This window comes from Brevundimonas sp. TWP2-3-4b1 (assembly GCF_049897665.1).
GTDB classification, from domain to species: Bacteria; Pseudomonadota; Alphaproteobacteria; order Caulobacterales; family Caulobacteraceae; genus Brevundimonas; species Brevundimonas subvibrioides_B.
On record NZ_JAFCWQ010000008.1, the window covers coordinates 100,608 to 114,861 of the forward strand.

General features: G+C 66.3%; 15 protein-coding genes. All 15 read right to left on the bottom strand.

Going from position 1 to position 14,254, the window contains the following annotated elements; genetic code table 11:
* Positions 1-3: 3 nt before the first annotated feature.
* The 15 genes from ACP7A5_RS08425 to ACP7A5_RS08495 all read right to left on the bottom strand — a co-directional run bounded on the left by ACP7A5_RS08425 (position 4) and on the right by ACP7A5_RS08495 (position 14,252).
* Entirely contained in the window at positions 4-3,891 is a 3,888-nt protein-coding gene (locus tag ACP7A5_RS08425; RefSeq protein WP_426041498.1) for a hypothetical protein, read from the bottom strand.
* Positions 3,891-4,319 (bottom strand): DUF6950 family protein, encoded by a 429-nt coding sequence (locus tag ACP7A5_RS08430; protein ID WP_426041499.1) that lies wholly within the window; start codon positions 4,317-4,319, stop codon positions 3,891-3,893. The genes ACP7A5_RS08425 and ACP7A5_RS08430 overlap by 1 nt, the downstream gene beginning before the upstream one ends.
* Positions 4,316-4,912: a hypothetical protein gene (locus ACP7A5_RS08435; protein ID WP_426041500.1), complete on the bottom strand. Its 597-nt coding sequence runs from the start codon at positions 4,910-4,912 to the stop codon at positions 4,316-4,318. The genes ACP7A5_RS08430 and ACP7A5_RS08435 overlap by 4 nt, the downstream gene beginning before the upstream one ends.
* Complete coding sequence (locus tag ACP7A5_RS08440; protein WP_426041501.1) at positions 4,912-5,502, bottom strand: hypothetical protein; 591 nt, start codon at positions 5,500-5,502, stop codon at positions 4,912-4,914. Before ACP7A5_RS08440 ends, ACP7A5_RS08435 begins: the two co-directional genes overlap by 1 nt.
* Positions 5,502-7,409: a hypothetical protein gene (locus ACP7A5_RS08445; RefSeq protein WP_426041502.1), complete on the bottom strand. Its 1,908-nt coding sequence runs from the start codon at positions 7,407-7,409 to the stop codon at positions 5,502-5,504. Before ACP7A5_RS08445 ends, ACP7A5_RS08440 begins: the two co-directional genes overlap by 1 nt.
* 263 nt (positions 7,410-7,672) lie before the next feature.
* Complete coding sequence (locus ACP7A5_RS08450; protein ID WP_426041503.1) at positions 7,673-8,044, bottom strand: hypothetical protein; 372 nt, start codon at positions 8,042-8,044, stop codon at positions 7,673-7,675.
* A gap of 3 nt (positions 8,045-8,047) precedes the next feature.
* Positions 8,048-8,464 carry a phage tail tube protein gene (locus ACP7A5_RS08455; protein ID WP_426041504.1) on the bottom strand — a complete coding sequence of 139 codons (417 nt, stop codon included), beginning with the start codon at positions 8,462-8,464 and terminating at the stop codon, positions 8,048-8,050.
* A gap of 13 nt (positions 8,465-8,477) precedes the next feature.
* Positions 8,478-8,870, bottom strand: a complete 393-nt coding sequence (locus ACP7A5_RS08460) for a DUF3168 domain-containing protein (RefSeq protein ID WP_426041505.1) — start codon at positions 8,868-8,870, stop codon at positions 8,478-8,480.
* A gap of 3 nt (positions 8,871-8,873) precedes the next feature.
* Complete coding sequence (locus tag ACP7A5_RS08465; protein ID WP_426041506.1) at positions 8,874-9,344, bottom strand: HK97-gp10 family putative phage morphogenesis protein; 471 nt, start codon at positions 9,342-9,344, stop codon at positions 8,874-8,876.
* A complete protein-coding gene (locus ACP7A5_RS08470; protein ID WP_426041507.1) occupies positions 9,344-9,670 on the bottom strand; it encodes a phage head closure protein in 327 nt (108 codons plus the stop codon). The genes ACP7A5_RS08465 and ACP7A5_RS08470 overlap by 1 nt, the downstream gene beginning before the upstream one ends.
* A 1-nt stretch (position 9,671) precedes the next feature.
* Positions 9,672-10,259, bottom strand: coding sequence for a head-tail connector protein (locus tag ACP7A5_RS08475; RefSeq protein ID WP_426041508.1), 588 nt, complete (start codon positions 10,257-10,259; stop codon positions 9,672-9,674).
* A 4-nt stretch (positions 10,260-10,263) separates the two neighbouring features.
* Positions 10,264-10,650 carry a hypothetical protein gene (locus ACP7A5_RS08480; protein ID WP_426041509.1) on the bottom strand — a complete coding sequence of 129 codons (387 nt, stop codon included), beginning with the start codon at positions 10,648-10,650 and terminating at the stop codon, positions 10,264-10,266.
* Between the two features lie 82 nt (positions 10,651-10,732).
* Entirely contained in the window at positions 10,733-12,136 is a 1,404-nt protein-coding gene (locus ACP7A5_RS08485; RefSeq protein ID WP_426041510.1) for a phage major capsid protein, read from the bottom strand.
* A 12-nt stretch (positions 12,137-12,148) separates the two neighbouring features.
* Complete coding sequence (locus ACP7A5_RS08490) at positions 12,149-13,006, bottom strand: head maturation protease, ClpP-related (protein ID WP_426041511.1); 858 nt, start codon at positions 13,004-13,006, stop codon at positions 12,149-12,151.
* Positions 12,984-14,252, bottom strand: coding sequence for a phage portal protein (locus ACP7A5_RS08495; protein ID WP_426041512.1), 1,269 nt, complete (start codon positions 14,250-14,252; stop codon positions 12,984-12,986). Before ACP7A5_RS08495 ends, ACP7A5_RS08490 begins: the two co-directional genes overlap by 23 nt.
* Positions 14,253-14,254: the final 2 nt, after the last annotated feature.

Consider the following 14,254-nt stretch of genomic DNA (forward strand, 5'->3'; position numbering starts at 1 on the left):
GGATCAGGGTTCTTGATAGGTAACGCCCGAGCCGCCGTAGCCGCCGGGCGGCGTGGGCGGCGTGGGGAAGACGCCGCCGCCTGAGGGCGTCGATTGCCACCCCAGGAAGATGCGCGCGCCGGTGGACATCAGCGTCACCGCCGGGCTGGCGGCGCAGGTCAGGCCCTCGTCCGATCGGTAGAAGACGCCATAGGTGGTCGACGCGGTCAGGCCCGTCAGGGCGCCGCCGGGGATGCTGATCACCTCGCCCGAAACGAGGACGACGCTATGGGCGGCGACATCGATCTGCGTCGACAGGCTGGACGAGACGGGGAAGGCGGCCGACCGGCTCACCGGGACGCGAGCCCCAGTGCCCCTCAAGGCCGCCGCGATGTTGTTCTGCAACACGCCCTTGCTCAGATAGGCGTCGTTGACCTTGGACCTCAGGGTCGCGCCCGTGATTGGCGTCGGCTGGGTCAGATCATCCCACGCGGGGCTCAGGCTCGACAGATAGGTGTTGAGCGCCGTGACGGCGTTGAAGTGGTCGGTCATCGACACGCCCAGCGCGCCGGCCTGGGCGGACAGGCCCGCGTATTCGCCGTTGAAGGTGGCGTGCTGGCGGATGACCTCGGGCTTTTCCACCTGCGAAAGCCAGCCGTCGGACACTATCACATCGAGCCGGCCCAGCGCCGTATCCACCCCGGCGCCGAGGGCCGCTGACATGGCGTTCAACAGGGCGGTCTTGGTCCCGTACGCATCAGCGAACTTGCTGCGGAAGGTCGTGCCCGTGATCGGCGTCGGCTGCGTCAGGTCATTCCAGGCTGGGGACAGGGTCGCAAGGTAGACGTTCAGCGCGTTGACTGTGGTCGCGTGGTTGGTCAGCGCCGTGGTCACGCCCAGCGCCGAGGCTTGAGCAGCCAGGCCCGCATATTCCGAGTTCAGAACCCCGACTTGCAGGACGGCCTCCGGCTTCTCGACCTGGGAGAGCCACCCGTCCGAAACGATGATGTCGAGACGGCCCAGGGCGCTGGTGGCGTCGGTGTGGTTGCGATCGGCGATGGCCGTCCGCCCCGCCTCGCGCGCCAGATAGTAGTCGTTGAACTTCGACCGGAAGGTCGCCCCGGTGATCGGCGTGTCCGAGGTGGTGTCGTTCCATGCCGGAGAGAGGCCGCCCAGATAGACGCCTAGTGCGGTGTAGGCATTGTTGAAGGTCGTCAGCGCCGAGGTCAGGCCCAGGGCGTTCAGCTGGGTCGCGATGCCGGTATATTCGCCGGTCACCTGCGCGTACTGCCGGATGACCTCGCCCTTCTCTCCGGCGGACAGGATCGAGTCCGAGGCGATCGCGGCCAGTCGCGAAAGCGCGGTCGTCACGTCGGCGCCTAGGTCGCCGTACATGGCGTCCATCAGGGCCTGTTTGGCCACCAACGCACCGACGAACTTCGACCGGAACATGGTGCCGACGATGGGCGTGTCCGACGCCGTGTCGTTCCAGGCGGGCGACAGGCCCGCCAGATAGGTGTTCAGGGCGGTGACGGCGTCGAAATAGGCGGTGACCTGCGTCGACAGCCCCAGAGCGCTCCCCTGCGCCGCCAGCCCGGCATACTCGCCGTTGATCGCGCCGTGCTGCCGGATGACCTCGCCCTTCTCCCCGGCGGACAGGATCGAGTCCGACGCGATCACGTCCAGTCGCGAAAGCGCGGCCGTCACGTCGGCGCCTAGGTCGCCGTACATGGCGTCCATCAGGGCCTGTTTGGCCACCAACGCGCCGACGAACTTCGACCGGAACGTCGTGCCCACGATGGAGGTGTCCGACGCCGTGTCGTTCCAGGCGGGCGTCAGGCCCGCCAGATAGGTGTTCAGGGCGGTGACGGCGTCGAAATAGGCGGTGACCTGCGTCGACAGCCCCAGAGCGCTCCCCTGCGCCGCCAGCCCGGCATACTCGCCGTTGATCGAGCCGTGCTGCCGGATGACCTCGGGCTTCTCGCCCCTGGTCAGCCATCCATCCGAGGCGATGCGATCCAGCGCGGCCAGGATCGCGGCATCATTTGTTCCGATCAGGCCACCGGCCGTCAATGGACCATAAAGAGTCCGCGCCGAGATGTTCTGACCGCGCCGATGCGAGACCGCGACATAAAGGGCGGCGCCTGCGTTCATGCCGGTGATCGGCACGCTGGTCGCGCTGGCCGGACCCTCATAGGCCATCGTCCAGTTCCCGGCATCGCTGGAGTCTGAGATCAGGCCCCATTCGACCAGCAGGCCCGTGGCCGTGGCATTCGACACCGCTCCGACCAGGTCGAATGCCGGAACCCGCGTGCCGTTAGCGGCCGTGGCCCGCACGGTGATGGTCCAGTCGCCAGAAGCGGGCGGCTCTACATAGGACGTGATCACCGGCGTCAGCGTCGGCGATTCCGGCGCGTCCGGGCTCTGGCCCAGGGCGAAGGCGTATTTCGCATCGGTCTCAGACACGAAGGTGACGCGGTGCACCCCCGTCGCCGGATCATATTCGGTATTCAGACACAGACATTTCAGCGCGTTCAGGACGAACCCGGCCTCGGTGATGGTGAAGGCGTCGCCCGGTGCGATCCGCTGCAGGTGCGGCTTCAGCGGGATGGTCCCGGTGATACCCTCGCGGGTATGGGCGATCTGAAGCGCCGCCAGCTGGCCGCACTGGACCTGACCCGGCACGAACGGGAAGTCGATCCCTCGCGTGCGCTTGCCGCCGTCCTCGGTCTGATAGGTGCTGGACGTGACCTCATCGATCGCCGTCATCTGCCAGCGGTTGGCCTCGGACCAGAACCGGGGCCGCAGGGTGTTGATCCGGTTGATCCGGCTGGCGGCCGTGTCGAACTCCATCGGCCCGGCCGTGTCGGTCGCGCTGATCGTGACGATGGATGTGCGCGGGGCGGCTCGCTGGATGCAGCTGACCCGACCGGCCTTCTGGGCATAGATGGCGCCACCCGCCTGCAGGAAGCCGTCGAGCACCTGCGCCTTGTCGTCATCGGATGTCGGATAGGCCGCGACCGACCAGCTGTTCGCGTCGGCGATATTGGCCGCCGACACGAACGCCGGGACGTCGATCCCCTCGACCTTGGCCCCGATCCCGCCGACCTGATAGTCGACGCCCGGCGCCCCCTGGCCAGTCGGACCCTCCCACAGCCCCAGCGCCCACTTCAGGCCGCACAGGATCGGATTGGTCGAATAGACCCAGGTGGACGGCGTGTTCAGCCGGCACGATCCGGACCCGCCCGGATAGGTGCTGTCCAGACGCGGGTCCCAGAGCTTCAGCCCCTCGATCACCCACAGCGGTTTCGGCTCGCCGGTCGGATAGGCCGTGCGCTTGGAGTTCTCCCCCAGCACCAGCATATAGGCCGCCTTGCCCGAAAGCGCGTAGCCGATTCCCCAGGCGGGCAGCACGGCGCTGTTCTTCAGGCCGGACGGCGAAACCAGAGCCGAGGCGGGTTGCGACCCGAGGCTGGTCTTCATCCACATCTCGCCGGTCCACTGCGAGCTGTTGGCCTTGCCCGCACCGTCGAAGGTCACGGACTGGTCGTCGCCGGTGAAGCCGACGAAGCTGTTGATCGGCCCACCGCCCGACAGGACGGTGACGAAGCCTTCGTACATCAGGTCCGGCCCGAACGTCGTCCGGTGCACGATGTTGCCGGCCGCACCGACGCGGCCGAAGGCGAACGGGATCGGCGCGTCCGGATCGGCGACCCAGTCGGTCGGGTTGCCTGATGCGATTTCAGGCTTTTGCAGCGCGGTCCCGACAGCCGCGATGAGCCCACCGACAGCCTGTATGCCACCGAGCGCGGCGGCGGAGATGCCGAGGCTTGCGCCAGCCGTGACCGCCGCCAGCGCAACGCCTGCCGCGATCGTAATGACAGTTCCGGCCGTCCGCAGCGCCTTGGACATTAGAGCACGCTCCAGGCGGCGACATAATCGCTCGGCTGTATGATGGTCGCGGCCAGTTCGCCGTCGATGAAGCCCAGCACCCGCCCGTTGCCGACTGCTACACTGAGCGCGCCGATCGACGACGCTGTGGGCAGCGCGAGGATATCGCCGACAAGGGCGGCGGCCGGGGCGATGCGGCTCAGCCCGGTCGCATCGACGGCCTCAAGCAGATTGTCGAAGCCGAGACGCTTCAGCGCCCGAACCCCGCCCGCCTCCGAACTCCACCGGACGCCCTTCAAGAAAGGCACCTTCCGGTTCAGCTTATGCAGGACATGGGCGGCCAGCTTGGCGCAATCTCGCGAACCGGGTTCGTATGGACGGCCGGCGAACCGCTCGACGCAGGCCTGCGCCGCCAGCTGACGCCGAATCAACGGGTGTGTCGGGCTCATCGGTTCGTCACCACGCCGTTAGGGGCGGCCTGCCGCCAGTAGATCTTGACCGTCGTGTTCGTGACGTTGATCAGGCCGGTTTCGCCGGGCCAGACCCTCTGGTGAAAAGCGTCGTTCAGCCGCCAGTCCGCGTTCGGCTCCAGCTGGCGTTCGGCCTGCGTCCCGCACTCCAGCGTCAGCGACCAGCTATCCCCGACCGACAGCCGTGGCTTGTCGATCTCGCCGTCGAATTTCAGCAGCGGGGCCCCGATCAGGCCGCCGGTGGCCGGGTCGATGACCCCCTCCCACCACTGGACCCGCGAGCCCTGATTGGTGGGCGATCCCAGAGCCGCCGCCGCCGTGTCGTCTCGCGGTAACAGGGCGATTTCGACCCGCGTCGTGGTCGCCTCAGCCCCGTCAGAGATCGACGACACCGACGACAGCACGCCGATGGTCGAATGCTCACCGAAATAGGTCTCGTTTCCCGACCCGGCGTCGAACACGGCGAACCCGCCGTCCGTCAGACACACGGCCCCGGACGATAGTGCGATCCGCACCAGCGTGACCTTGACCGGCGCATCACCCTGGAGCGCCGCGACCAGCGACGAATCCATCAGGCCCGCTCCTCGATCGTGAAGCTCAGCGAGACCAGATGCTCGATCCCGACCGCCAGGGCATCATCGGCCATGCGCGCAAACCCCTCGATCATCGGCGCCGCGATCTCGACCACGGCATTGTCGGGCGGCGGGGACCGCAGCATGGTCCGCAGCGCCACGGTCACCGTGCCACCGCCCGAGGCCGTCGCCGCAGAGGCCGCGCGATACAGAAAGCGCCGACCGCTGATCACGACCGACAGCCACTGCCCCTTGCGGATCACATAACCCCCGGTCAGGCCGTCGAGCGTCAGCGACGATCCCGATTGACCGGCCCCGTTGACCAGAGGCGAACCGGGCGAGCCGATGACCAGACCCGGCTGGGGCACGTTCATCAGAACCGTGTCCACCTCGGCCATCAGGTCGTCCCACGCCAGGGCGTCGACATACTTCATCGGCGGCAGTTCGACCGCGAGAGCGTAGCGCGACCCCTTGCGGTTCAGCCGCTGGACGGTGCCGCCGAACGCGGGCGTCAGTTCATTACGCGCCGTGATCAGCCGGGGCGTGACCGAGCGGGGCTGGGGGCTGGATGGCAGGGGCAGGACAGCCATCAGCGCGTCCGATACCGGCTGTTCTTGGCCAGATCGGCCGGAACCTGCGACCGCGCCGCGCTGAAGCCCTGAAGCCCCGCCTGCGCCGCCAGCGGCCCGGCGACCCGCTCGACCCTCACGTCGAAATAGGGCGACGGGTTCACATGCACCGCCAGAGCCCCGCCGCCTGCGTCCTGACCCGGCCGGCGGATGTCGACCATCTCGCCCGGCGTGGCCCGGAACGCCATCATCTGACTGTCCGCACCGCCGGACCCGCCGACCTTGAAGCTGCCGCCGGTCTTGAAGCCCGGCAGCCTCAGGCTGCCTAGCATCGACGTCAGCGACGACAAGATCCCGCCACCTTTTTTGCCGCCGGCTGGTCGGATCAGGTTCGTCAGGCTGTCAGCGACGCTGTCGAACAATGCCTCGCGCATCCGCGTCTTCAGATATTCGAGAAGCGTGCCGTCCGCCGCAGCATGTAAGCCTTCGGAAATCCCGTCATAGGTTGCGTCGCGCATATCCTTTTCGTGATCTGCCGCCAGCCGGATCGCATCTTCCTTGTTCTCGGCACGCGCGTCCCGTGCAGCGTCGGCGAGCTGCTGGCGCATGGCGGTCTTGGGATCGCTGGCGTCAAAGGCGTCCTTCGCATCACGCATGGCACGATTGAACGTATCCTGATTGATCGCCGCCGCCGCAAGCTGACGGTTCAGTTCGGCGACGCGGGCGGCGTATTGCTCGGCCGCCGTCCTCGTTTGCTCAAAGGTTTGCTGACCAGACCGCGTCATCTCTTCTGCGGCCCGCTGCGCTTCGCGTTCTGCATCGGTCAGACGCTCGACCTGTTGCGTCGCAGCGCGGGCAGCTGGGGGGATGAGAGCCAGGCCCGTGTTCAGGGCTTGGGTTGCGGGGGGCGGTCCAGAGGGGGGGCGCCAAAGATCGCGAACAAAAGTCTCCGCTCCCCGGAGAAGCGTCTGTGTTCTGCTCGTCCCCGCACGGAAGGCGGCGACACCCCCTGAGAAGTCCATCCGTACGAAGCGGTTGGCTGCATCCCACGCCGCCCCGATATCAGAAGCGACGCCGATGAAAGCGGCCCCCACGGTCACTGCAACGGTGACCAGGCTGTTCAGCGTCCAGCCCAGAGCGGCGCCGACAATCCGCATGGCGTCGCTGTTCTTGGCAGCGCCAACCATGGATTCCGAAAGTTGCAGCAGCGCGGGCAGCATCCCGGCTGTGATCCTCGTGACGATGCCGTCCTTGACGACGCCGAGGCGAGTTAGATTGTCGTTGAACGCCTCGGCGGCCTTGCCAGTCCGTTCGTCCAGCACGATGCCCAGCTGCTCAGCCTCTGCATAGGCCTCGCGCAGCGCCGCCGATCCGCCGTTCAGCAACGGGATCAGGTCAGCGCCCGACTTGCCGAAGATCCGCATTGCCATTGCGGTCTTCTCGACACCGTCAGGCATGGCCGCAAACCGGTCGGAGATCGTCGCGACCATGTCGGGGACTGTTCGCAGATCGCCCTGCGCATCCTGCACGCTGAGCCCGAGGGCGGTAAAGCTCTGCGCCGCCGCTCCATCAATGTTCTGGCTCGCGTCCAGCATGGAGACGGACAGACGCTTGACGCCTTTTTCCAGCCCTTCCATGTCCACGCCAGCCAAGTCGGCGGCATAGCCCAGTCGACTCAGGTCGGCGATCGGGATGCCGATCGACTGCGACAGTTTCGACATCTCATCGGCCCGGTCGATGATCCCCTTCATCGCCAGGGCGACTGCACCGCCGGCTGCGACCATGGCCCCGGCAATGGCCAGCGCTCCGGTCTTGGCCAAGCCTGAGAACCGCTGAAGGCCGATCTGCGCCTTGGTCAGCCCTTCGGTGAACTGCGCGGAATTCAGGCCCAGATCCACCCTGAGCGAACCGACGACGGCTTTAGACATATTCTATCCTCCCCCCATGGCCCGGCAGATGGCCTCGATTTCCTGAGGCGTCTGGCGGCGCATCTCGCGCTTGATACCCATCAGGCTTTCCAGCCTCGGGAAGGTCTTCATTCGGGGCAGGGCCGCCGTATGCCACGCCAGCCAAGCCCGGCCCTGTTGCTCGCGCTCAAACCGCTCAGAGGCTCCCGCCAGGACGATACCGATCAGCCGGGGAGTGAAGCGCCAGAAGGCGTCTGGGTCCTGGTTACAGGCTACCCACGATCTTAGGAGCGACGACCAATCCCAGTCGTCGCCCCCTTCTGAGGGCGCGAGGTATCCGAGCCTTCCTCAGCCTCAGGGAAGGCGGACATCAGTGCCTCGCCGATCTTCTCAAGAGCGGGGCCGGAACCACCCGCGCTTTCGATCAGGTCGCCCGCGATCTTTAGGTCGACTTCCGGATGATGCTGGCGCAGCCCGCCCCAAAGCAGGGCGCGGACGACATGGAGCGGGGGCGACACCATCAGCGCGGCCAGAATGCGGTCCGTCGAGAGGTTTAGAAGGTACTCGACCTCGCACAGAGCATTGACGTTGAAGACGAGGAGATACGTCCTGCCCTCAACGTCGAACGCCACCTGACCCTTCTCGCGATTGGCCATAGCTTAGACCGCCAGATACGTCGGCTTGCCCGTGACCTTGATGGTCAGGCTCATGACGATCTTGTCATCGATCACGACATCATCGAATGCGAAGGCGGTCGGGATGCCAGTGAAGGTGAAGGTCGAGGAACCGGGGAAGGTGATCTTGAACGTCTCGATCCCGGCGTTGATCAGCGTCTGCAACAGGGTTGCGCTGGCCTCGACATAGTTCAGGTTCACGGTCACTTCGCCACCGTCCTTCAGGGTCGCGATGTATTCACGATACCCATCGTCAGAACCCATATGGGTCGTCTCGGCGGTCTCGACGTTGAGCGAGGGCGGGGTGACCGACAGAACCTCGGCCAGCGCCGTGAAGACGGAGGTGGCGGACTCATAAGCGAAGATCGTACCGAACCCGTTGACAGAGGCAGAGGCAGCCATGGGGGATTCTCCTTCAGGAAGCGTTGGCGCTCTGGACCATCAGATCCAGAGACGTGCGGAAAAGCGGGGTGATTTCGTCGAAGGTGCTGTCGCGTTCGTCGGCGATCAGGATGACGTCGAACCGGATGGTTCCTTGGGTGAAAGTCTGCGCCGTAACGGCGGTCTCGACCGCCCGGGCGACGGCCTTGGCTGCCCCATAGGACACTCCCCAGCAGTCCACCTGGACGCGGCTCTGGACCAGACCCGACCGGCCCCCGTGGTGAACGTCGGGTGACCCGTCGACCCGGGTCAGGACAACACAGGGCAGGGGCGAGCCTTGCGGGCGACGACCCCAGTTGATCCGGGTCGAGACCAGGGCAGTCACGCCGGCCGAGACCAGCAGTTTGGCGATTAGGGCGGGTTCCATCGGCTACCCCTTCGCGGCCAGTCGGGCGGCCTTTTTGGCTTTGCGGGCCGCGGCTTTGCTGATCTCGGACCAGAGATCGTCGGCGATCGCGTCCAGCAGCTCGCCCTTGCCGCTGTCCCAGGCCGGTCTCATGAACGGCTGCGGCGGATGGTTTACAGTGCCGAACTCTTGCAGCGAGCCTTGCGGAGGGGCCTTCCCGTCGCCGCGACCCGCGGGGCCCATAGATGCCTGCGCTTCGCTCTTGCTGCGGCTGTTCAGGCGCTTGGCGTATCCTGCGAGGTTCGTCGAAACGGCGATGCTGTCCTTAAGGTCAGAGTCCTCTACGGGTACGCGCCGACGCGCTTCCTCGGCCATCGGCTCTAACCGCTTGACGGCGAGCCGGCGCAATACGTTCCGCCCTGTCGCCTTACCCAGCTCGCCCAGCACTTTGTCGAGGTCGGCCAAACCTTCGACCCGCTCCGTCACCTTTGCCATCAGTCCGCCCTGGCCGCCGTCGTGATCTCGATGCCCTCGCGCCGGCCGATTGGCTTCACGTTCAGGATCTGATGGACGACGCTTTCAAAGGTCAGCCGGTCCTTGGGATTAAGGTCTGCAACCGCAGACGAATGCCGGATGACAAACCGGGCCGACAGGCTGGCCGCCGTTTCCGACGCGCTGAACTTCTCTCCGTCCCGGATCGGCTCATAGGACGCCCAGCGGGTCGCCAGCGTCGCCCAGGCCAGGACTGGCTCATTGTATTCGTCCCGCGTCTCTGTGAACCGCTGGAGAACGATGCGGCGGTCCAGAGATCCGGCACGCATGTCAGACGCCGACGCGGCGATAGGGCGCGATCAGCGCCGAAACTGTCGGGTTGATGGCCGTGATCGTGCCGGTGACCACGCCCTCCCGGTTCGCATACAGGTCGCCCACCATCAGCAGGATCCCGGCCTTGATCGCGGACGGAACCGATGCGGCGGCCTCGCCCGCCGTGAACGTCACTGTCACGGCCCGGGTCTGGTCGCGCGGCGAAGACCACGTCACCCCGTAAGCGCACTCGACGAACGAACCGAGGGCATCGGCGGCCAGAACATAGTCGGCCGACGAGACCGTGATGGTCGCCCCGGCCTGATTGACATAGGTCACCGACGCGACGGTCTTCGCCAGCATGGGAAGCCGCAGCGGATCGGCGAAGGCATCGAAAGCCTGCGACCACGTCTGGGTCACCAGGGCCCGACCCAGCACGCCGGACCATCCGTCCAGATGCCCGGTCGCGGCCTCGATCAAGACCCCGATCAGGGAGTCATCGTCAGTGTGATCGACCCGCAGGTGAGCCTTGGCCTCAGCCAGGGTGACCGGCGTGACCGCAGGCGCGACCGTCCGCACAGGGGAATAGGCGAACGGCCGCGTCATGGTCTTAGGCGACCGGGGTGTCGGTGGGGTGGCCGCGCAGCACGGAGATACCCGCGATGATCGACGTGCCGCCGTTCTTCGTGGCCACGGTGCGGATGTAGCGCTTGCCGCCCTTGTAGCCGACCCGATAGACGCTGTCGGCCACCAGCGAAGCCGGGAAGGCTCCGAGGCGGTCGGCGGCTGCGGTATCGGCGAAATCACCCGACGTGGTGGTGTCCGAGTGCTGCATCTTGACCGTGAAGTCACCGGCCCCGACGATCGCACCGGTCTGGATCAGAACTTCGGCACTGTTGAAGCTTTGAAGATCGATGGCAGCGGAGGTTGCGGTGGCCGCCTGGACGGCGGGGATCAGTGCCGCGATGGGCGACAGATAGGAGTGGAGGTCTTTCATGGACCTGACCTTTCGATGAAACGGATGGAAGAGGGTCGGCAAGGCATGGGCGGGACCGGCGACGCCAGTCCCGCCCGGGCGATCAGGCGGCGCACCTCAGAAGCTTGATCGCCTCGAAGTTGACCACGCCGCCGCCGACGCGCTTGGTCGTGTAGAACATCACGTTCGGCTTGTTGGTGTACGGGTCGCGCAGAACGCGAACCCCCATGCGGTCCACGATCAGGTAGCCGCGCTGGAAGTTGCCGAATGCGACGGGGAAGTTGTTCGCGCCCAGGGCGGGCATGTTGTCGTCATTCTGAACCGGCTTGCCCAGGATCGTGGCGACCTCGGCTGAGTTTGCCGGCGGAGCCCAGATGTAGTTTCCCTGGCCGTCCTTGAACTTGCGGACGGTCGCCATGACGGCGTCCGACATCAACCACGAGGCGCCGTTCCGGTATCCGGACTTGAGCGCATAGTAGAGGTCAACCAGGGCGTCAGCCGGGTTGGAGGCGGCGAAGGCGGCGGCGCCGCCCGAGGCGATGAAGCCAAGCCCGCCCCAGGCGTAGGAACCGTTCGCGACGTTCGTGTAGGACAGCAGGCCGCGAGGGCGCAGGACGCCGTCGCCGCTTACGAACGCGGCGCCTTCCTGCTCTGCGAACTCGATCGACACTTCGTCAGCCAGCCAGGCTGCGATGTCGATAGCCGCGTCATCCAGAGAGGTCTGGGTGGCCGCCGGGTTGGCGTACAGTTCCTTGGTGTTGATCGCGATCTCGCGAAGTGTCGGCGTGTTGGTCTCCGGCCGGGCCTGTTCCTCGCCGACCCAGCCGGACGACGCGCCGCCCATGTTGACCAGCTTCTTGTAGGTGTCGGTCGAGATGTTGATCACGCGGGCCAGGCCGCGCACGGTCGAGACCCTGCCCAGAACGCGGTCGATCCCGGCCTCCATCTCCTCCGGAACCAGATAGCCCCCGTCCGGATCGGACTGCGTCGTCAGCTTGGCCTTCACCTCGAGGTCGTGCAGGCCGTTGTCGATACCCTTGCGGAAGAAGCGGTTGAATGCCGCTTCATGCTCGGCCGCGGCAGGATCAATATCCTTGCCGGCGCCGCCGACACGCATCGCAGCCTGAACCGCGTTGACGTCGTCCAGGGCCTTCTGGAGCTTGGTGATCTCGGCGTTGATGCGGTCGACCTTTTCGGTCTTCACGACATCGTCCTGACCCTTCTTCAGCTCTGCCAGCTTCTCGTTCTGTTCGGCCTTGAAGGTCTCGAACGTCGCGGTCAGTTCGTTCAGGATTTCGGTCGCCGCTCGCGGCTCGGCCCGGGCAGAGACGACGCCCCGAACGCGTGGAGCGCCGATGGCGAGGACGGACGCGAGGGCCGCCATCAGCACAGGGTGCTCGCCGCCACCGGCCGCATGCGGCAGGGCGGTCATGGCGAATGCGGCGCTCGGGTCGAACGCCGTGGCGAAGCAGACCGCCAAGGCGGTCAGGATCAGGATGGTTTTCATGGTGGGCCCTCCTCAGGCCTTGATGGTATCGATGAGCCGCTGGAGATCAGCGGCGGAGGGGCCTGCATCGCGCGCGGCCGGGGCGGGGCGACTTGCATCACGCGGGGTCGCAGTCAGTTCGGCGAGGACGTCGGAACGGTCGCCGCGAGACAGTCCGGCTTTCGCCAGGGCCGCCTCGACCTTTCGGCGGGCCATGACAGCCCGGTCGGGAGTGTGGGATGCCGAGGCCTCGGACGGGGCGCTGCGGCCCTCGTCGATGACGTCGGCGAAGCCGTTCTTCACGGCCTCCGACGGCCCCATGAAGGTCTCCGCGTCCATCAGTTTCACGATGGCCTTGCGGTCCATGCCCGTGCGGGCTTCGTAGATATCGGCGATGGCGCTGTCGAAACCGTCGAACAGGTCAGCGCCGTCGCGCATGTCATGACGGTTCCCGACCACGACGCCCCAGGCGTTGTGAACCATCATAAATGTGCCGAGGCCCATGCGGATCTCGTCGGCGGCCATGGCAATGATCGAGGCGGCCGAAGCGGCCCAGCCCATCACCTCGATCGTCACCTTGGCGGGATGATCCCGCAACAGGTTGTAGATCGCGATGCCCTCGAACATGTCGCCGCCGGGCGAGTTGATCTTGACGGTCACGGGGTTGGTGCCGATCGAGCGCAGGGCTGCGCCCATGCGCTTGGCCGTGAAGCCGCCGCCGGTCCACCAGTCCTCGCCGATTACGTCATAGATCGAGACCGTGTTGGGGTCGTCGGCCTCGGCCGCCTGCGGGGTATCGGCCCACTTGGCCAGGACGTCCGACGGAGCGTCCCACTGGAAGTTGGACGGCTTCTGGAAGGCCTTCGCCTCAGGCAGTTTGCGCAGGCTCATCACGACCCCCTGTTTGGCTGTTCGCGCCGGCCGTGTTCGGCGGCGGATAATAGATGTCGCCGCCTTCGCGAGGGTTCTGGTCCTCGAGCGCGCGAATTTCGTTCGGGCTGGAGACGCCCCACTGCAGGGCCTTCACATGGGCTTCCCAGCGGGTCTTGATGTCGCCCTTGACCAGGGCGGCGCGGTTGAACCGGGCGTAAAGCGCGTCGTCGTCCGGGATCAGATCCCGGTTGATCGTCTCCTCCCAGGTGGTCAGATCGTCTTCGGAGGTGAAGGTGACGAACCCCTGCGTCTGGGCGTCGATACCCGTCCCCCAGCTGGTCGATTTCTCGGTGTCGCCGATCATATGCGGCGGGACGCCGAAGAACATGGCGATGTCCGAGCGTGAGAACTTCCGGCTCTCGATCCACTGCGCGTCCTCGGCCGTCATGGCCATCGGCGTGTAGGTCATGCCCTCTTCGAGGATCAGCGCCTTGCCTTCGCGCTCGCCACCCGCCCTAAACAGTTCCAGGCTTGAGCGAAGCAAGGCCTGGCCCTCGGGCCCCAGCTTGTTCGGGTGGCTCAGAGCCGCGCTGACCCGCGCGCCCTGTCGGAAAGTGGTCGATCCATGATCTTCCATCGCCAATGACAGGCCGATGGTCTCGCGCGCATAGGTGATGGCCGAGACGCCGTGCACCCCGTCCAGCGTCAGCCCGACCAGGTGGAACACCTCGGATTGCGCCAGTCGGACCTTCCGGCCGTCCTTCCGGGTATAGGTGTACTGCAGGGACAGGTCGTCGGCCTGGACGCACTCGACCCGGTCAGGATGGAGCGGGATCAGTTCGCGAACCTCGCCGCGTGATACCACCTTCATCGCGTAGGCGTCTCCGCGAAGCAGGAGGTGCGCCTGCATCATCCGCCTGAACTGCGAGGGCGTCTGCCAGCGGTTCGGCCGGCGACGCATCAGTGTCCACAGGGGGTGGTCGGATGCGTCCTCCCGCGTCCTCTCATCGACTCTGCGCTTGATGTGCAGCGGCATGTTCGCCACCACGCCCGACCGAAGCCGGACGCAGGCATAGACCGCCGCCACCCGCATCGCACTGGTCGGCGTGACGCTGACGCCCGAGGCCGAGACAGACCCGGTCCGCAGCGCCTCTTCCAGATCGGCCGGGGTATTGATGACGACCCCACCGTCCATGTGCGACGCGGCGTTGCGCGGCGCGGGAGCGGCCGGGGTGGCGTTGAACCAGTTCGACCAGAAAGCCATTC